Annotated in this window: 13 protein-coding genes; 3 read left to right on the top strand and 10 right to left on the bottom strand. The window is 73.8% G+C overall.

Translation table 11 applies throughout. From position 1 onward, the window contains the following. Nucleotides 1-21: 21 nt before the first annotated feature. Nucleotides 22-213, bottom strand: a complete 192-nt coding sequence (locus tag ABZ449_RS02935) for a hypothetical protein (RefSeq protein ID WP_360339116.1) — start codon at nt 211-213, stop codon at nt 22-24. Between the two features lie 302 nt (nt 214-515). Here ABZ449_RS02935 and kdpB point away from each other — a divergent pair, with 302 nt between their 5' ends. From kdpB to ABZ449_RS02920, 3 genes are all read left to right on the top strand, one after another. Further along, nucleotides 516-2,729: a potassium-transporting ATPase subunit KdpB gene (gene kdpB / locus ABZ449_RS02930; RefSeq protein WP_360339113.1), complete on the top strand. Its 2,214-nt coding sequence runs from the start codon at nt 516-518 to the stop codon at nt 2,727-2,729. 202 nt (nt 2,730-2,931) lie between these two features. Then, entirely contained in the window at nt 2,932-3,417 is a 486-nt protein-coding gene (locus ABZ449_RS02925) for a universal stress protein (RefSeq protein WP_360339110.1), read from the top strand. Nucleotides 3,418-3,853: 436 nt separating this feature from the next. Continuing rightward, on the top strand, nt 3,854-4,318 hold the full coding sequence (locus tag ABZ449_RS02920; RefSeq protein WP_360339107.1) for a hypothetical protein: 465 nt from the start codon (nt 3,854-3,856) through the stop codon (nt 4,316-4,318). Here ABZ449_RS02920 and ABZ449_RS02915 read toward each other — a convergent pair. The 9 genes from ABZ449_RS02915 to ABZ449_RS02875 all read right to left on the bottom strand — a co-directional run bounded on the left by ABZ449_RS02915 (nt 4,306) and on the right by ABZ449_RS02875 (nt 17,502). Then, on the bottom strand, nt 4,306-4,929 hold the full coding sequence (locus ABZ449_RS02915) for a hypothetical protein (RefSeq protein ID WP_360339104.1): 624 nt from the start codon (nt 4,927-4,929) through the stop codon (nt 4,306-4,308). The genes ABZ449_RS02920 and ABZ449_RS02915 overlap by 13 nt on opposite strands. A gap of 91 nt (nt 4,930-5,020) precedes the next feature. Then, nucleotides 5,021-8,734, bottom strand: a complete 3,714-nt coding sequence (locus ABZ449_RS02910) for an ATP-binding protein (RefSeq protein WP_360339101.1) — start codon at nt 8,732-8,734, stop codon at nt 5,021-5,023. A 49-nt stretch (nt 8,735-8,783) separates the two neighbouring features. Continuing rightward, nucleotides 8,784-9,197: a cupredoxin domain-containing protein gene (locus ABZ449_RS02905; RefSeq protein WP_360339098.1), complete on the bottom strand. Its 414-nt coding sequence runs from the start codon at nt 9,195-9,197 to the stop codon at nt 8,784-8,786. Next, complete coding sequence (locus tag ABZ449_RS02900; RefSeq protein WP_360339095.1) at nt 9,197-9,661, bottom strand: hypothetical protein; 465 nt, start codon at nt 9,659-9,661, stop codon at nt 9,197-9,199. Before ABZ449_RS02900 ends, ABZ449_RS02905 begins: the two co-directional genes overlap by 1 nt. Before the next feature lie 147 nt (nt 9,662-9,808). After that, on the bottom strand, nt 9,809-11,146 hold the full coding sequence (locus ABZ449_RS02895) for a nitrate/nitrite transporter (protein WP_360339092.1): 1,338 nt from the start codon (nt 11,144-11,146) through the stop codon (nt 9,809-9,811). After that, nucleotides 11,143-11,502 carry a nitrite reductase small subunit NirD gene (gene nirD, locus ABZ449_RS02890; protein ID WP_360339089.1) on the bottom strand — a complete coding sequence of 120 codons (360 nt, stop codon included), beginning with the start codon at nt 11,500-11,502 and terminating at the stop codon, nt 11,143-11,145. The genes ABZ449_RS02895 and nirD overlap by 4 nt, the downstream gene beginning before the upstream one ends. Beyond that, on the bottom strand, nt 11,499-14,177 hold the full coding sequence (gene nirB / locus ABZ449_RS02885; RefSeq protein WP_360339086.1) for a nitrite reductase large subunit NirB: 2,679 nt from the start codon (nt 14,175-14,177) through the stop codon (nt 11,499-11,501). Before nirB ends, nirD begins: the two co-directional genes overlap by 4 nt. Next, nucleotides 14,174-15,397 (bottom strand): FAD-dependent oxidoreductase, encoded by a 1,224-nt coding sequence (locus tag ABZ449_RS02880; RefSeq protein ID WP_360339083.1) that lies wholly within the window; start codon nt 15,395-15,397, stop codon nt 14,174-14,176. Before ABZ449_RS02880 ends, nirB begins: the two co-directional genes overlap by 4 nt. Further along, nucleotides 15,394-17,502, bottom strand: coding sequence for a molybdopterin oxidoreductase family protein (locus ABZ449_RS02875; protein ID WP_360339080.1), 2,109 nt, complete (start codon nt 17,500-17,502; stop codon nt 15,394-15,396). Before ABZ449_RS02875 ends, ABZ449_RS02880 begins: the two co-directional genes overlap by 4 nt. Between the last annotated feature and the right edge of the window lie 107 nt (nt 17,503-17,609).

Genomic DNA, 17,609 nt, shown 5'->3' with positions numbered 1-17,609 from the left:
GTGGATCGGAAGGGCGGCGGGTCAGTCCTCGTAGTGCATCGCGAAGCGGCAGTGCGCCGGGCGGGTGCGTGCGTGGTCGGCCGCCGGCGCCGGGACCGGTTCCGGCGGCTCGCGGCGGTCCTGGCGACCGCCCCCGGGCAGCAGCCGGACGGCGCGCCGCAGCGGCTCGGCGACCGGCTCGGCGACATCGATGACGGCGGTGGCGGTGGTCATGGCGGGTCCCTTCGGCAGGCGCGGGCCGTGCGGCCCGACCCCTCCAGTGGAGACCCTCCGCACACCGACCGCACCCGTCCTTGACGCAGGGCGTACGCCCGCGCCGCAGTCCTTGACGCCTTCCTGACAGTGGCCCGGCAAGGGTGTCAGGGAGGCGTCAAGGACGCCCGCTCCGCCGACAAACCCGTGTCAAGAGCGGCATGTCCCCCGGTTCGCCGGTGGTGGGCTGTCCGCCGTCCCCGCAGCCCCACCGAAACCGCCGTCCCCGCTGAGCGGGGCGGCCCGGAAGGTTCCCCGAGACGATGCGCCGTTCGGCCCTCACCACCCCGGACACCACCGGGAACACCATCCCGGGCACTGCCCCAGACACCGCCGGCCGGCAGAACTGGTTCCGCCGCCCGCAGCCGCCTGCGCCCGAGCCGCAGCACCCCAGCCACCGCCCGTCCGGGCCCACCGGCCGCCGCCGGCTGATCACCCGCCGCCAGCTGGCCGAGGCCCTGCCCGCCGCCGTCCGCAAGCTCCACCCGCGCACCATGATGCGCAATCCGGTGATGCTGGTGGTCGAGACCGGCTCCGCGCTCACCACCCTCAGCGCCGTCCTCCACCCGGGCGTCTTCGCCTGGGTGATCTCCTTCTGGCTCTGGCTGACCGTCCTGTTCGCCAATCTGGCCGAGGCCGTCGCCGAGAGCCGCGGCAAGGCGCAGGCCGACTCTCTGCGCCGAGCTCAGTCCGCCACCACCGCCCGGCGCCTGCTGCACTGGCGGGTCGGCACCCGCGACCTGCGCCACGAGGTCATCCCCGCCGAGCAGTTGCTGCTGCACGACATCGTCCTCGTGCCGGCCGGCGAGGTGATCCCGCAGGACGGCGAGGTGGTCGAGGGCGTCGCGAGTGTCGACGAGTCGGCCATCACCGGGGAGTCGGCGCCCGTCGTCCGGGAGTCCGGAGGCGACCGCACCGGAGTCACCGGCGGTACGAAGGTCCTCTCCGACCACCTGGTCGTCCGGATCACCTCGCGGCCCGGGCAGAGTTTCGTCGACCGGATGATCGCCCTGGTCGAGGGCGCCAACCGGCAGAAGACGCCGAACGAGATCGCGCTCAACATCCTGCTGGCGTCGCTGACCATCGTCTTCCTGCTGTCCGTCGTGTCGCTCCAGCCGATGGCCATCTTCGCCCACGCGCCCCAGACCACCATCGTGCTGGTCGCGTTGATGGTCGCCCTCATCCCGACCACCATCGGCGCCCTGCTCTCCGCCATCGGCATCGCCGGAATGGACCGACTGGTGCAGCGCAACGTGGTCGCGCTCTCCGGCCGGGCGGTGGAGGCCGCCGGGGACGTGGACGTTCTGCTGCTGGACAAGACCGGCACCATCACCCACGGCAACCGCCGGGCCGTCGCCCTGCATCCGCTGCCCGGCGCGACCACCGAACAGCTCGCCGAAGCAGCCCAGTTGGCCTCCGTCGCGGACGGGACGCCGGAGGGGCGGTCACTGGTCGAACTGACGAACCGCCAGTACTGGGTGCCGCCGCGCTCCCCCGGCGAACTCGGCGAGCAGCGGCCGGTCCCCTTCACCGCCCACAGCCGGATGAGCGGCGTGGACCTCGCCTGGCCGGACGGCACCACCTGCCTGATCCGCAAGGGAGCCGCGAGCGCCGTCGCCCGCTGGGTGGTGGACTCCGGCGGGCGGCTGCCGACGGAGGCCGAGCCGCTGGCGGACCGGATCGCCGAGGCCGGCGGCACCCCGCTGCTGGTCGCCGTCCACGACCGGCACGGTGCAAGGGCGTTGGGCGTCGTCGAGCTCAAGGACGTGGTGAAGGAGGGCATCGCCGAACGCTTCGCCGAACTGCGGCGGATGGGCATCCGCACCGTCATGGTCACCGGGGACAACCCGCTGACCGCACGCGCCATCGCCGCCGAGGCCGGGGTGGACGACTTCCTCGCCGAGGCCACCCCGGAGGACAAGCTCGCCCACCTGCGGCGTGAGCAGGCCGCCGGGAACATGGTCGCGATGACCGGCGACGGCACCAACGACGCCCCGGCGCTCGCCCAGGCCGACGTCGGTGTCGCGATGAACTCCGGCACCCCGGCCGCCAAGGAGGCCGGCAACATGGTCGACTTGGACTCCAATCCGGCGAAGCTGATCGAGATCATCCGGGTGGGCAAGCAACTCCTCATCACCCGGGGCGCGTTGACCACTTTCTCGATCACCAACGACGTGGCCAAGTTCTTCGCGATCATCCCCGCGATGTTCTCCGACGCCTACCCCGCGCTGCACCACCTCAACATCATGGAACTGCACAGCCCCACCTCGGCGATCGCCTCCGCGATCATCTTCAACGCGCTGATCATCGTCGCCCTGATCCCGCTCGCCCTGCGCGGCGTGCGCTACCAGCCGGCCTCCGCGACCGACCTGCTCCGGCGCAACCTGCGGGTGTACGGGCTGGGCGGGCTGGTGCTGCCGTTCCTCGGCATCAAGGCGATCGACCTGCTGATCCGGTTCGTCCCGGGGCTGGGCTGAGGGATCCCGTCGGGCCTGCCGACGGGCCTCCCGGCCACCCCTGTCAGAAGGACGTCAAGATGTGTGCGACCTGCGTCATGGTCGTGTCAGCGGCGGTACGGACGCCTCCGTTCCGCGGTTCACTGGAGTCATCCGAAGCAAGGAGTGCCGAACCGGCGGAGCCCGATGGAGAGAGCCGCCGGAGAGACGGAGGCGAACGGCCATGACCGGGACCACCCGAGTGATCGTCGGCCTGAGCGGGTCACTGAGCAGTCTGGCCGCCCTCTACCACGCCGTCGGCGAGGCGGCCCGGGCTGCCGCGGTCCTGGTACCCGTCGCCGCCTGGACCGCGAACGAGCGGGACGGCCTGCGCCCGCTCTCCGAACTGGAGCACGCCGCCCACCGGCGCCTCGACGTCGCCTTCGAACAGGCCTACGGCGGCTACCCGTCCGGCCTGGTCATCCGCCCGCTGGTGGTCAACGCCGAGCCCGGCCCGGCCCTGGTCGGCGCCGTCGGCGGCCCCGAGGACCTGCTCGTCCTCGGCGTCGCCACCCGCCGCCGCCTGGACCGCCTGCGGCACGGCTCCGTCGCCCGCCACTGCCGCCACCGGGCAGGCTGCCGGGTGGTGGAGGTCTCGCCCTCGGCGCTGCTCACCCGCCTGGAACTCCCGGCCCGCACCGGCGCTCCGCTGCCCCTGCTGGCCCGCTGACGGCGGCCCGTCGCCCCGCCGCTCCTCTTCTCCGCAGCTCCACGCCCAGCGCCCGCTCGCGCACCCCGGCCACCGTGCGGGGGTGCGCGGGCGGGCGCTCTGCCATGCCGGCACAGGCCTGGGCTCCGCAACTTCGACAAGCCTGTCGAAGTTGACATGCCCGGGCTATGCTGAATCGAAGCCCACCCGCGGTCGGGCTCCTCACCCCGTCGACGGACGCACCGCCTGGCGCGCCCGACCGGAAGGAGGTCCCAGCCTCCTCGGGACGGCCAAACAGCCGCCCGCATCACTCACTTGACGGTCCGTCAACTACGATCCGCGATTTCACCGCCTGAGCCGTGACGCGTGCCCCGGGCCGCCCACCGCCGTTGTACGGAAGGTGAATCGCCGCGCCCACCCGAAACCCCCGGCCGCCCTGCCGAGGAAGAGGTTCCGCATGAGGACGTCCCGGACCCACCCGCGCCCCGCCGAGGCCGCGGTACTGCTCACCGTGCTCGGCCTGCTCGTCCTGGAGGAGATCGCCCTCGGCATGGCCGAGGAGGAGGACCGCCCCGTCATCGGCGGCATCCTGATCGGCGCCTCCGGCACCGGCCTGCTGGTCGTCGGCGCCGTGCTGCTCAGCCGCTGGATCGACCACCGCCGCCCGCTCCCCCTGCCCCCACCCGGCCCCAACGGCCGCGAGTACAGCGCCCGCGCCCTCGAAGGCTTCCCGATGGAGGCCGTCCGCCCCCTGCTGCTCGCCGAGAACGCCCCCCAGCTCGGCCACCTGTACTCCGCCTGGATGCTCGCCCGGGCCGGCCGCCCGGCCCCCTGGATCGCCCGCCGCCTGGCCATCCCCCCGGACGCCGCCCAACTCCTGGTCGACGCCGCCCGCACGACGAGACTCGATCAGAGCCTCTGACCGGGCGCGGCATTCGCCTGCGCCACCAGGTACGGCACCAACCCGCGCTCCGCCAGCGCCGACCGCCAGGCATCCCGCGCCACCAGCAACTCCCACGCCCCGCCGTCCACTTCCCCAGCCACCGACCCCTTCGACCGGGCCGCCCCCAGCAGCCCCAGGCCGCCCACCAGCAGACTCACCGCGGCAGCCCCGGCCGACACCCACCCGGCCTCCACCAGTGCGTGCGCCAGCACCCCCAGGTCCTCGACCAGCCCCAGCACGAAGCCCAGCAGCAGGAAGATCACCGCCGCCGTCACCGCGATGATCGGCACGACCACCCCCAGCACCCCCCACCACCCCGACGCCCGCTCCCGGGAAGGCACGTCCACCGGCAGCCGCGCCACCGCATCGGCGTCCGCCCGCAGCGCCGCGTACCGCTCGTACTCCGGCGCCGCCGCGGCCAGCACGAACTCCGCGTTCTCCCGCGCCGCCCGCCGCAACCGCTCCGCGCCCCGCACCTCGTCCCCGCTCGCCCCCAGGGCAGCCCGCACCCGCGGAGAGGAGAGCGCCCGCCCGAGCTCCGTCTCGAAGTCCGCCCGATCCTGCTGCGGCAGCCGAAGCGGCCTGTCCATGCTCGTCCCCGTTCCTCACCCGTTTGGTTCTACAGAACTGTAGAACAAGCGGACGGGAAGCAGCAGCCCTGTTCACGGGTGGATTCGGTGCTCAGGAGGAGTCGGCCATGGGAACCCGGGCGAGGGCGTCGCGGATCGACTCGGCGACATCGGGGACGGGGATGCCCCACTCGCGGTACCACTCGGCGATCCGCGTGATCGACCTGCCGGTTCTCCGGGAGACCTCCAACAGGGTCACCAGCGAGATGCCCTTGCGGACCATGTGCGGGCTGTTGTCGAGCTCTCCGACGATCTCCACGGCCTGCCGGTGCGTCAGATCCCGGGGCAGGTCGTCGCAGGAAACGGCGATTCCGCGGGACTTCAGATGGCGGGCCAACTCTCCCGGACTCCGGTGGAGGTTGTGCCCCGCAGTGATCAACTTGGCCAGGGGAACCGTGTCCCCCATCGCCAGGTCGTCCCAGTCCATGATGCCGCCGGACTGGAAGAGCTCCCGGTCGAGGCGCGTGGCCGGACCCGGAAGGAACATCGGCGATCCGTAGGCGCGGTACCGCTCGACCAGTTCCTCCAGGGAGATGTCGTCATACCTCAACAGGGAGAAAGCGGCCCGGAATTGGACGTCCTCGGGATCTCCCCACCCCGTTGTTTCGTCGAAGAGGAAGAGATCCTCCGTCGTGGCGTCGCGCGGCATCCGAGGGATCGGGAACCCGAAGCCCGCGAAGGACTCGAGCACCTCGGCGATTCCGGTCCCCGTCCTGTCCGCCACACGTAGCACGTGGGCGACCGGAACGGGGTGCGCCCGGCTCAGCCACGGCCACGCCCCGTCGAGGTGGCGGCTGAGCACCACGGCCAGGTCTTTCGACGGCAGGCGAGGAAGTCCCGTGACGTCGGCTTCGAGCCCGTACGCCGCCATGGCTTCGGCGATCTCGGCGACGGGGACGCCCAGCATCGCGCTGGCCTTGGCCAGGTACCCGGGGGCGACGGCCTCCCCCGGCTCCGGCCACCCGCGGAACCTCCGTCCCTCCTCGGTCTCCCTCAGGAACACCCGGTCCGACTCGACGGCGAGCGCCAGGTCGAGCACGGCCCGGGGAACGTCCACCCCCGCCCGCGACCAGTCCGCGGCCACCACGGCAACCGGGTCGGCCCGCTCGTCCGCCGCCGTCACCAACCCGGTGACCGTGACCGGCCGACCATCCGTCTCGGGGACACCGTCCACCCGGTCCTCCCCGTGGAAGCGCCTCCAACGCGTCGTCCTGCGGCCACTGGTCACCGTCATGGCGAGCTGATCGGAGGGCATGGCCGCGCGTCCACGGCCGGCCGTCAGGAGCGGCGGCCAGATCTCCGCGAGTTCCGACAACTCCTGATGCCGGTCGTGTGCCAGGAGCCTCCAGAGGACCACGGAGTCGTCCGGCGCGCCGGACACCCGCCCCATCCCGCCGCTTCCCTCGGGTCCTGGAATCCCCAGCGCGTCGAGCAGGTCGACGTCCACCGGACAACACCCCGTCCGTCGAGTGTCGAACCCGAAGCCGCGGTACTCGAACTGCCGCCCCTGCCGGACGCACTCGGCAGCCACGACATCGGCGACGCGGACATTGCCGAGCGTCGCGCGCGCGAGCCATTCCATGGTCAGCAGCGTCGCATCGGTCCGGACCAGATCCACCGCCGCCGTCTCCAGGAGTCGACGAACGTGAGGGGACACGTCATCGATGACCAGGCGCCGGTCGACCGACAACTTGTTCGGCGACCACGCCCCCGAGAGGTTCACGACGGCCCCCGCCAGGCCGTTGCCGGGGCCCACGAACTCCCCCGGCGCCGAAGGCCGGACGAACAAGCCGTCCACCAACAGGGCCCCGCCGTGCTCGCACCACGTCACCTGCGCGCCGTCGGGAGCGTGCTCCCACGGGACGACGGTGCCCGTCGCCTGGAACCCGAACTCCTCGTCCGACCGCACCCATCTGGTCCGCAGCGTGCCGGGCTGCCACTCGGCATCCCGCTCGCCGTGCACCGCCGTGGTGCGGAACTCCGCGATGCCCAGCAGGCGTTCGAGGACATCGAGGGCCGACCAGGACGCGCCGAGGTCGATGTCCTCCCGCAGGTACAGCCGCACCGTGGTGCCGGGCTTCCGGGCCTGCTCGGCCCGGGGGAGGATCCGGAAGAGGTGTCCGGGGCCGTAGATGGAGACGCCCAGGGTCTCGCCCAGGTGGCCCTTGTCGTCCATGCGGCAGGTCGTCACCCGGATCTCGTCGGCGAGCATGAAGTAGCTCAGGACGCCGATGCCGAACCGGCTGTTGGGGTGGAGCTCGACCGGCGGCTCGGCCTTCCGCCACTTGGCGCGTTCGAGCTTGAAGTCCAGCTGCTCGGCGAAGCGGGCGCCGGCGTTGGAGAAGACTCCTCGCAGTTCCTCCTCCCCCATGCCGACGCCGTCGTCCTCGCACTCCAGGTAGGCGCGGCCGTCCTCGTCCGCGCCCTGCCGGAACTGGATGAGACCGTCGTAGCGGTAGTCGGCCAGCGGACTGGTGTGGTCCAGGTACTGGGTGCGGGCGCGCCGGTAACGGCAGGCGTCGAGGGCGTTCTGGTAGAGCTCACGGACGGCCAGGTCCCGGTCGCGGTAGAGCTCGACGCCCATCAGCAGGCTGCGCACCCGGCGTTCGTCCAGGCGGAACCTCGCCCAGCTGGAGAAGGCCTCGCCGGCCGGGGCGGCGTCGTCGGCGCTGAGCCGGGTGGGGAGCGGGTGGTCGGTGAGGGCGCGGCGGACGGTGTGGAGCAGCTGGTCGGCCCGGGCGGTGTACTCGCGCAGTCCCTCGACCACCGCCTCGTGCCGGCACTCGGCGCGCAGCACGGGCAGGTCGTACGAGCCGCCCCAGGCCGATCCGTCCAGCGTGCGGCGCAGCTCGGCGAGGTCGACCTCGTACTGCTCCGGGATGCCGATGTGCTCGGCGACGATGTCGGGCAGGGCGGTCATCTCAACGGCGGTCCCGTACGCCAGCGCCAGCAGGAGCGCCAACCGTGGTTCCCGGACGTACTGGTCACCGGGGGCCCGCAGATGGTCCTCCGCCCTGAGGCCGGACAGGTACTCGTGGTGGCCGACGTCGGGGCCCCGGCGCAGGCCGTGCAGCAGGGCGCAGACGCGCTTGGGCGCGAAGGTCTCGCCGAGTTCCGGGAGCGCGGGGAGCTGGTCGAGGATCTCCCGGATGCCGTCGGGGTCGGCGAGATCCTCGTACTGGTCGAGCCAGCGGTGGAAGAGCCACCATCCGAGCGGGACGGCGGAGGCGGGGCGGGTTCGGGTGCGGCCCACGAGCAGGTCGTAGGACTCGATGAACTGCTCGTAGGCCGATCGGTCGGCGTCGGGCTCGGGTGAGGGCGCGAGGTCGGTCGGACGGACGGAAGCCCGGGCCGCCGCCAGGCGCAGCGAGCGGACCCGGTAGAGGAACGGCAGCACGGCCAGCAGCGCGGCCTCGGCCGGGTAGAGCTTCAGCGGCTCTTCGCCGAGCAGCCAGCCGACCCGCGTGGCGAAGCGCTCCGCGATGCCCGGGTCCTGCCAGGGGTCGTCCGCCAAGTCGGCCGAGTCCCGAAGCCGGGCCAGCTCGCCGACCGCCTCCAGCACGACGCGCTGGTACTGCTCGGTGTTCGGGTCCTCGCGGACGTGCCGCCAGACGCGTGACCCGGCAGCGGCCCGCACCCACGCGTCGGCCCCGTCCGGCACCACCGGGGTTCGGCTCCCGCCCACGTTCACGACGCCGATGCTCCCGGCCTGTACGACCGGCCCGGTCACCGTGCCGTTCACCGCGTTCGACGTGTTGTCGACCATCCCTCGTGCCCTCCCCGTGCGCAGGGCACGAGCGTAGGGCAAGCGCCCCTCAGGACACGGTCAGAATGCCGCGCATGAAGTGGTGGAAGGAGCACAGGTACGAGTACGCCCCCGGCTGCGTCGGCCCGGTCAGGGTGGCCGTGGCTCCCGGCACGATCGGCCCGGTGTCGAAGGTGCCGTCCTGGGCGGTGAGGGAGTGGGTGGTGGTGCCGGTGTTGGTCACGGTCACCGCCGCGCCCGGGCCGACGGTGAAGTCGGCGGGCTCGAAGGAGAAGTCGCGGATCGTCACCGTCCCCGCGAAGGGGCTGGGCGACGGGGCCGGGGAGGACGGTTCGGACGGCGCCACGACGGGGCTGCTGGTCTCCTCCGGGCCCGGCACCACGAACGAGCTGATGCAGCCGGTCAGCACGGGACCGGCTGCGACCAGCAGCAGGAGGGCGGCGGCCCGGCGGGGCGCGCGCATCAGTCAGTGGTGGCGGCGGCCAACTTGATCCGCTTGGCGTCGGCGGCGGCGGGCGGGGTGGCGCCGAGGTTGGAGACGGTGGCGGTCAGGACGGCGTCGACGTCCGGGAGCCAGTTGGTGGTCTTGGACTGGACGACGATCTGCCGGGTCTGCGGCGTCCCGTCGCAGATCACGTCCGTCTCCTCGGTCCGGCTGGAGCCGAAGGCGACCGACGAGGTGTCCTCCGGGTCCTTCTGCTCCGCCGAGACGGTGAGCGAGCGGGCTTCGGCCGCGACCGTGCAGAGGTACTCGACCTGCACCCGGATCCGGCCGGGGAGCCTGGGGTCGATCTTGGCGTCGCCGAGCGTGACCGTGGTGGTCGCGGGGACCGGGTCGTCGGCCACGGCGGGCACGGCGGCGCCGGTGAGGGCGGTGAGGCCGGTGAGGGCCGAGGTCAGTACCGTCAGGACGATCCACCGCTGCACTGCAACCTCCCGGTCCGAGAACGTGTTGCGGCCGACGCTAACCGCCTGGCCGGGCACCCGCGCGCCCAACCGTTCCGAGCGTCACGCCAACGGCCCAGGCGCGCCCCGACGACCCCCGTCACCGCCGCCGGAGCCGGACCGCCCAGGTCAGCGCCGCCGGAGCCAGACCACCCAGGTCAGCGCCGAGCACCCCGCGTACGCCAGCAGGAACCCCGTGTACGCCGCGTCCCCGTTGCCGCCGGCCAGGAAGGACTGCCGGAAGGCCAGGTTCACCAGTACCCCGCCGAACGCCCCGATCGCGCCGGCGAGCCCGATCAGCGCCGCCGACCGGCGCCGGGCGTCGGCCTCGGCGGCCGCCGGGTCGGCCCCGGCCGCGACCGCCGACCGGGCCACCGCCTGGTAGTGCGCCGGGATCATCTTGTACGTCGAGCCGTTGCCGATGCCGCTGAGCACGAACAGGGCGACGAACCCGGCCAGGAAGAGCGGCAGCGAGTGCGCCCGGGAGGCGGCGAGCACCACGGCCGTTCCGGCGCCCATGGCGGCGAAGGTGCCCAGGGTCACCCTCGCGCCGCCGTACCGGTCGGCGAGCCGTCCGCCGACCGGCCGCAGCAGCGAGCCGAGCAGCGGCCCGAGGAAGGTGAGCGCGGCGGCCTTGGCCGGGGTGTCGAAGCGCTCGTGGAACTGCACCTGGAGCACCTGCCCGAAGGCGAAGCCGAAGCCGATGAAGGAGCCGAAGGTGCCGATGTAGAGGGTGGAGACGGCCCAGCCGTACGGGTCGCGGGCGACCTCGCGCAGCGCCCGGCCCGCCCCCGAACCGGCCCGGGTGGCGGGCAGGTTGTCCATCCGCCGCCACGCCCCGGCCGCGGCCAGGAGGATCAGCGGCAGGTAGAGCAGCGGCAGCAGCCGGGGGTGGGCGGCGCCGGCGGTGGCGAGGACCAGCAGCCCGAGCAGCTGGACCGCGGGCACGCCCAGGTTGCCGCCGCCCGCGTTGACGCCGAGCGCCCAGCCCTTGAGCCGGTGCGGGTAGAAGGCGTTGATGTTGGCCATCGAGGAGGCGAAGTTGCCTCCGCCGACCCCGCCCAGGCAGGCGACCGCCAGCAGCGTCCCGTACGCGACGCCCGGTTCCAGCACCAGGGCCGCGAGCGTGGTCGGCACGAGCAGCAGGAACGCGCTGATCACCGTCCAGGTGCGTCCGCCGAAGCGGGCGACGGCGAAGGTGTACGGCAGCCGCAGCAGCGCGCCGAGGGCGGTCGGCAGGGCGGTGAGGGTGAACTTCCCGGCCGTGTCGATGTGGTACTCGGGGCCGAGGAAGAGCACCAGCACCGACCAGAGGCTCCACACCGAGAAGCCGATGTGTTCGGAGAGCACGGAGAACACCAGGTTCCGCCGGGCGATCCGGGCGCCGGCGCGCTCCCAGAACTCCTCGTCCTCCGGGTCCCAGCCGGCGAGCGGGGCGGGCGAGCGGGTGTCGAGGACGGCCGTCATGCCGCCGCCTCCCCCGCGACGGCCCGCACCGGCCAGCGCCGCAGCACAGCGGGCGTGCCGTCGGGGGCGGTGTCCTCGTCCAGGCAGCGTCCGTCGGTGAGGTCGTAGACCTGCTTGTACATGGGCGAGATGAGCGTCGGCCGGTCGCCGCGGCTGCCGAGCAGGCCGCGGGCGAGGACGGGGGCGCCGCTGAACGGGTCGAGGTTGTCGACGGCGTACAGCTCGCCGGCGCGGCCGCGGAAGAGCGCGACCTGCCCGGTGTCGGGCAGCAGCACGGCGACGCCGCGGCCGGGTTGGAGGTCGGTGAGGTCGCAGACGGTCCGCCAGCGGGTGCCGTCGTGGATCTGTACGGTCACGGGGTGAGCACCTCCGGTCGGGCCCCGGCGACCAGCACCGGGGCGTTGAGGGTGTGGCCGGTCTCGCCGGGGCGGGCGGGGCGGATCTGGCCGCGCTCGGGGACGAAGGTCACGGCGGGGTCGGGGGTACCGGGGGCGTTGACGAAGGAGGCGAAGCGCCGCAGCCGCTCCGGATCGGCCAGGGTCGCGGCCCATTCGTCCTGGTAGGCGCCGATATGACGGTTCATCAGTTCGTCGAGTTCGGCGGCGATGCCGAGCGAGTCGTCGATGACGACGGCCCGCAGGTGGTCCAGGCCGCCCTCCAGCCGCTCCAGCCAGACCGAGGTGCGCTCCAGCCGGTCGGCGGTACGGATGTAGAACATCAGGTAGCGGTCGATGGTGCGGATCAGCGTCTCGCGGTCCACATCCGCCACCAGCAGATCGGCGTGCCGGGGCGTCATGCCGCCGTTGCCGCCGACGTAGAGGTTCCAGCCGGCCGAGGTGGCGATGATGCCGAAGTCCTTGCTCTGTGCCTCCGCGCACTCGCGGGCGCAGCCGGAGACGGCCGCCTTGAGCTTGTGCGGGGAGCGCAGTCCCCGGTAGCGCAGCTCCAGTTCGATGGCCAGGGCGGTGGAGTCCTGGACGCCGTAGCGGCACCAGGTCTCGCCGACGCAGGACTTCACGGTGCGCAGCGCCTTGCCGTAGGCGTGTCCGGACTCGAATCCGGCGTCGACCAACCTGCTCCAGATGGCCGGCAGTTGGTCGACGGTGGCGCCGAACATGTCGATCCGCTGGCCGCCGGTGATCTTGGTGTACAGGCCGTGGTCGCGGGCGATCTCACCGATCGCGATCAGACCCTCGGGGGTGATCTCGCCACCGGGCACCCGGGGGACGACCGAGTAGGAGCCGTTGCGCTGGAGGTTGGCGAGGAAGTGGTCGTTGGAGTCCTGGAGCGCGCCCTGCTCGCCGTCCAGGATGTGGCCGTTGCCGAGGCTGGCGAGGATGGAGGCGACGGTCGGCTTGCAGATCTCGCAGCCGTCTCCGCTGCCGTGCCGGTCGCGCAGTTCGGTGAAGCTCGTCACCCCGGTCACCCGGGCGATCTCGTACAACTCGGCCCGGGTGTGGGCGAAGTGTTCGCACAGGCCCTTGAACGCGGAGCCCCCGGCGACTTCCAGCTCCTCGCCCACCACGGTCCCGAGCCGCTTGAGGCAGCTGCCGCAGCCGGTGCCGGCCCGGGTGCACTTCCTGACGGCGGCGACGCTGTCGCAACCCTGGTCGCGGACGGCGGCGCGGACGGCGCCCTGGGTGACGTTGTGGCAGGAGCAGAGCACCGAGTCGTCGGGCAGGGCGACCGGCCCCGCCGAGGAGAACCCCGCCGGCAGCACCAGCTGTTCGGGCGCCACCGTGAGCGGACGGCCGCCGACGGCGAGCGGCCGAAGGGTGTCGTAGCCCTCGGTGTCGCCGACCAGGACGCCGCCGAGCAGGGCGCCGTCGGTGCCGATGACGAGCTTGCGGTAGACGCCGCTGCGGCTGTCGCTGTAGAGCACGTCGAGGGCGCCGTCGGCGGTGCCGTGCGGGTCGCCGAAGCTGGCGACGTCGACGCCGAGCAGCTTGAGCTTGGTGGAGGTGTCGGCGCCGGTGAAGCCCTCGCCGGCGGGGCCGGAGGCGTCCGGCCCGGCACCCTCCGACCCGGCACCCTCCGACCCGACCCGGGCGGAGCTTGAACCGACGAGGCCCGCCACGGTCCGCGCCGCCGTCTCGGCCATCTGGTAGCCCGGCGCGACCAGCCCGTAGACCCGGCCGTCGACGGCCTGGGCGCACTCGCCGACGGCGAGGATCGCCGGGTCCTCGGTGCGGCAGTGGGCGTCCACCACGACGCCGCCGCGCGGGCCGACCGGCAGTCCGCAGTCCCGGGCGAGCTGGTCGCGGGCGCGCACCCCGGCCGAGAACACCACCAGTTCGGCGGGCAGTTCGCGTCCGTCGGAGAGGGCGAGGCCGCGGACCCCGCCGTCCGGGCCGGTGAGCACGCCGTTCGCCCCGACGCCGGTGTGGACGGTGACTCCCAGCTCCTCGATCCTGCGGCGCAGTGCCGTGCCGCCGCCGTCGTCCACCTGGACGGCCATCAGCCTGGGCGCGAACTCCACCACGTGGGTGTCCAGTCCACCGGCCCGCAGTGCGCCGGCCGCCTCCAGGCCGAGCAGCCCGCCGCCGACCACCACACCGGTCCGGGCGGACGCGGCCGCGGCGCGGATGGCGTCCGCGTCCTCGATGGTCCGGTAGACGTGGCAGCCGGGGGCGTCGGTACCCGGCACCGGCGGCACGAAGGGCACCGATCCGGTCGCCAGCACCAGGACGTCGTAGCGGACTTCGGTGCCGGAGGCGGTGCGCACCAGTCTCGCCGACCGGTCGATCGCCGCGGCCGGGTCCGCCAGCCGCAGGTCGATGCCGTGCTCGGTGAGGAAGCCGCCCGGGCAGAGCGCGAGCTCCTCGGCGGTGCTCCCGCCGAACAGCGAGCTGAGGTGGACCCGGTCGTAGGCGGGGCGGGGCTCCTCGGCGAGCACGGTGACCCGCCAACCGCGCGCGGCCGGCTGCTCGGTCCAGGCCTCCAGGAAGCGCTGGCCGACCATGCCGTGGCCGACCAGGACGAGGTCCCGGACGGCGCCGGGGTCTCGGGTGCTGCGGTGGTCAGTGGTCAACGCATGTCTCCAGTCATGGCAGTTCCTCCGGTGAGCAGGTGCAGGGGGTGGCCGGCGAGCGCGCCGCCGTCGGCGAAGGCGCCGGCCAGCGCGTCCACGGTGGCCAGGTCGCCGAGCAGGATGGCGCCCACCAGGCGGTCGCCGCGCAGGACGAGCTTCTTGTAGCTGCCGCGGGTGGCGTCGGTGAGCCGCAGCACGTCGAGGCCCTGGTCACCGGTCTCGTCCACGTCGCCGAAGGCCGCGTATTCCAGGCCGCCGGCGCTGAGCCGGGCGCGCGGGCCGGTGCCGGGGTAGCGGGCGTCCGGTTCGGCGCCGGAGAGCCGGCGGGCGAGCACGTCGGCCTGTTCCCAGGCGGGGCCGGCCAGGCCGTGGACGGTGCCGCGGTGCTCGGCGCAGTCGCCGATCGCGTGCACGTGGGGGGCCGCGGCCAGCCCGTCGTCGACCAGGACGCCGGTGGCGACGGGCAGTCCGGCGGTGTGCGCGATCGCGGTGCGCGGGCGGGTGCCGCAGGCCAGCACCACCAGGTCGCAGTCGAGCCGGTACCCGTCGGCCAGCTCGACGGCCTCGACCCTCGCCCCGCCGTGCACGGCCCGGGCGCGGTTGCCGGTGTAGCACTCGACGCCGAGCGCGCGCAGCTGCTCCAGCAGCACGGCGGCCGCTTCGCGATCGAGCTGACGCTCGATCAGATATGGCGCCTGGTGGACGATTTCCGTCCGGATTCCGAGCGAGGCCAGCGCCCGGGCGGTACTGACGCCGAGGACCCCGCCGCCGATCACCACCGCGTGCCGCGCGCCGACGGCCTCCTCGGCCAGCCGGACGCAGTCCTCCAGCGTGCGCAGGGTGTGCACGCCCTCGGCGAGCCCGTACCCGTCGGCGCGGTGCAGTCCGCGCACCGGCGGCAGCACCGGGTCGGCTCCGGTGGCGAGCACCAGCTCGTCCCAGGGCTCGACCGTGCCGTCGGCCAGCCGCAGCGTCCTCGCCGCGGTGTCCAGCGCCACCACCTCGCTGCCCGGTCTGAACCCGGCCCCGCCGAGCGGCAGCGCGATCGACTCCGCGTCGTAGCGGCCGGCGAGCACCTCGGCGAGCAGCACCCGGTTGTACGGGGCGCTCGGCTCGGCGCCGTACAGCGTGACCTCGCCCGGTCCGCCGAGCGCGCCGTACCGTTCGGCGAAGCGGGCGGCCGCCATGCCGCCGCCGACCACGGCGATCCTCGGCGTCATGGCGCGACCTCCTGGTGGGCGCGCTCCACCCGGACGGCGCAGAGCTTGAACTCCGGCATCCGGGAGACCGGATCGAGCGCCGGGTTGGTGAGGCTGTTGGCCCGGCCGGCGCCCGCCCAGTGGAAGGGCATGAAGACGGTGTCCGGCCGGATCGCCCCGGTGACCCGCGCCGGGGCGACGGCCCGGCCGCGCCGGCTGGTGACGGCCACCGGCTCGCCGTCGGCGATGCCGAGCCGCTCGGCGAGCCGCGGGTGCAGTTCGACGTACGGTCCGGGCGCGGCCGCGTTCAGCTCGGCGACCCGGCGGGTCTGCGCGCCGCTCTGGTACTGGGCGAGCACCCGGCCGGTGGTCAGGTACAGCGGGTAGGCCTCGTCCGGTTCCTCGCCCGCCGGGCGGTGGGTGACGGCGGCGAACCGGGCCCGGCCGTCCGGAGTGGCGAAGCGGTCCAGGAACAGCCGGGGCGTGCCCGGGTGGTCCGGCGTCGGGCAGGGCCAGAACACCCCGTCCTCGGCGGCGATCCGGTCGTAGCCGATGCCCGCGTAGTCGGCGTCGCCACCGGCCGAGGCCCGGCGCAGCTCCTCGAAGGCCTGCTCGGCCTCGACCGGGAACCCGGTGGACACCCCCAGCCGGGAGGCCAGTTCGCGCATCACCCACAGTTCGCTGCGGACGCCCTCGGGCGGGTCGAGGGCGCGGCGGCGCAGGATCACCCGGCCCTCCAGGTTGGTGGTGGTGCCGTCCTCCTCGGCCCACTGGGTGACGGGCAGCACGACGTCCGCGAGCCGCGCCGTCTCGGAGAGCACCAGGTCGGCGACCACCAGCAGGTCCAGGGCGCGCAGCCGTTCGGTGACGTGCCCGGCGTTCGGCGCGGACACCGCCGGGTTGGAGCCGGCCAGCAGCAGCGCCCGGACGCCGCCGGGGCGGCCGAGGCCGTCCAGCAGCTCGTACGCGGACATGCCGGGGCCGGGGATGCTCTCGGCCGGCACGCCCCAGACGGCGGCGACGTGTTCGCGCGCCGCCGGGTCCTCGATCGAGCGGTAGCCGGGCAGCTGGTCGGCCTTCTGGCCGTGCTCGCGCCCGCCCTGGCCGTTGCCCTGGCCGGTCAGGCAGCCGTAGCCGCTGTACGGGCGGCCGGCCTTGCCGGTGGCCAGGCAGAGGTCGATCCAGGCGCCGACGGTGTCGGTGCCCTTGCTCTGCTGTTCCGGGCCGCGCGCGGTGAGCACCATGCCGGTGGCGGCCCCGCCGAACATCCCCACCGCTTCCCGAAGTCGATGGGCCGGGACGCCGGTGATCCGCTCCACCCGGTCCGGCCAGTGGGCCATCGCGGCCTCGCGCGCCGCCTCGTAGCCCGAGGTTCGTCGCGCGATGAACTCCCGGTCGACCAGGCCCTCGGCGATCACCAGGTGCAGCAGGCCGAGGGCGAGCGCCAGGTCCCCGCCGGGGCGGGGCTGGAGGTGCAGGTCGGCCAGTTCGGCGGTGCGGGTGCGGCGTGGGTCCACCACGATCAACCTGCCGCCGTTCTCCCGCAGTTCGCGCAGGTAGCGGACGGCGGGCGGCATCGTCTCGGCCGGGTTGCCGCCGACCAGGATCAGGCAGCCGGTGTGCGGGATGTCGGCGAGCGGGAAGGGCAGTCCGCGGTCCAGTCCGAAGGCCCGGCGGTGCGCGGCGGCGGCCGAGGACATGCAGAACCGGCCGTTGTAGTCGATGTTCGCGGTGCCCAGCACCACCCGGGCGAACTTGCCCAGCAGGTAGGCCTTCTCGTTGGTCAGCCCGCCGCCGCCGAACACGCCGACGGCGTCCGGCCCGTGCTCCGCCCGCGTCCGGGCCAGCCCGGCGGCCACCCGGTCCAGCGCCTCCGGCCAGCCGGCCGAACGCAGCGGCCCGCCGGGTCGGTCGCGCAGCAGCGGGCCGGTCAGCCGGACGTCCCGGGCGAGCAGCGCGGGCGCCGAGCGGCCCTTGCCGCACAGGGCACCGCGGTTCACCGGGAAGTCGGGGCGCTCCAGCACCTCGACCGACCCGTCCACACCCGGCGCCAGCCGCATCCCGCACTGCAGCGAGCAGTACGGGCAGTGGGTGTCGGTGGCGGCCACGGCGGCGGTTGGTGTCATGCCGAGAAGGCTCGCCGCCCACTGTTTCGCGAACGCGTCGCCGGTGTTGCGTGCGCGGTACACCTCGCTCACGCCGCCCGGGCCGCAGGGTGCACGACCGGACATCC

It is taken from the genome of Kitasatospora sp. NPDC005856 (assembly GCF_040629945.1).
Taxonomy (GTDB): domain Bacteria; phylum Actinomycetota; class Actinomycetes; order Streptomycetales; family Streptomycetaceae; genus Kitasatospora.
The sequence above is the reverse complement of the archived record's forward strand: the minus strand, read 5'-3'. Positions and strand labels throughout refer to the sequence as shown.

Coding starts and splice junctions, on each gene's coding strand:
- ABZ449_RS02935 (WP_360339116.1), bottom strand. CDS start 213: ATGACCACCGCCACCGCCGTCATCGATGTCGCCGAGCCGGTCGCCGAG.
- kdpB (WP_360339113.1), top strand. CDS start 516: ATGCGCCGTTCGGCCCTCACCACCCCGGACACCACCGGGAACACCATC.
- ABZ449_RS02925 (WP_360339110.1), top strand. CDS start 2,932: ATGACCGGGACCACCCGAGTGATCGTCGGCCTGAGCGGGTCACTGAGC.
- ABZ449_RS02920 (WP_360339107.1), top strand. CDS start 3,854: ATGAGGACGTCCCGGACCCACCCGCGCCCCGCCGAGGCCGCGGTACTG.
- ABZ449_RS02915 (WP_360339104.1), bottom strand. CDS start 4,929: ATGGACAGGCCGCTTCGGCTGCCGCAGCAGGATCGGGCGGACTTCGAG.
- ABZ449_RS02910 (WP_360339101.1), bottom strand. CDS start 8,734: ATGGTCGACAACACGTCGAACGCGGTGAACGGCACGGTGACCGGGCCG.
- ABZ449_RS02905 (WP_360339098.1), bottom strand. CDS start 9,197: ATGCGCGCGCCCCGCCGGGCCGCCGCCCTCCTGCTGCTGGTCGCAGCC.
- ABZ449_RS02895 (WP_360339092.1), bottom strand. CDS start 11,146: ATGACGGCCGTCCTCGACACCCGCTCGCCCGCCCCGCTCGCCGGCTGG.
- ABZ449_RS02880 (WP_360339083.1), bottom strand. CDS start 15,397: ATGACGCCGAGGATCGCCGTGGTCGGCGGCGGCATGGCGGCCGCCCGC.
- ABZ449_RS02875 (WP_360339080.1), bottom strand. CDS start 17,502: ATGACACCAACCGCCGCCGTGGCCGCCACCGACACCCACTGCCCGTAC.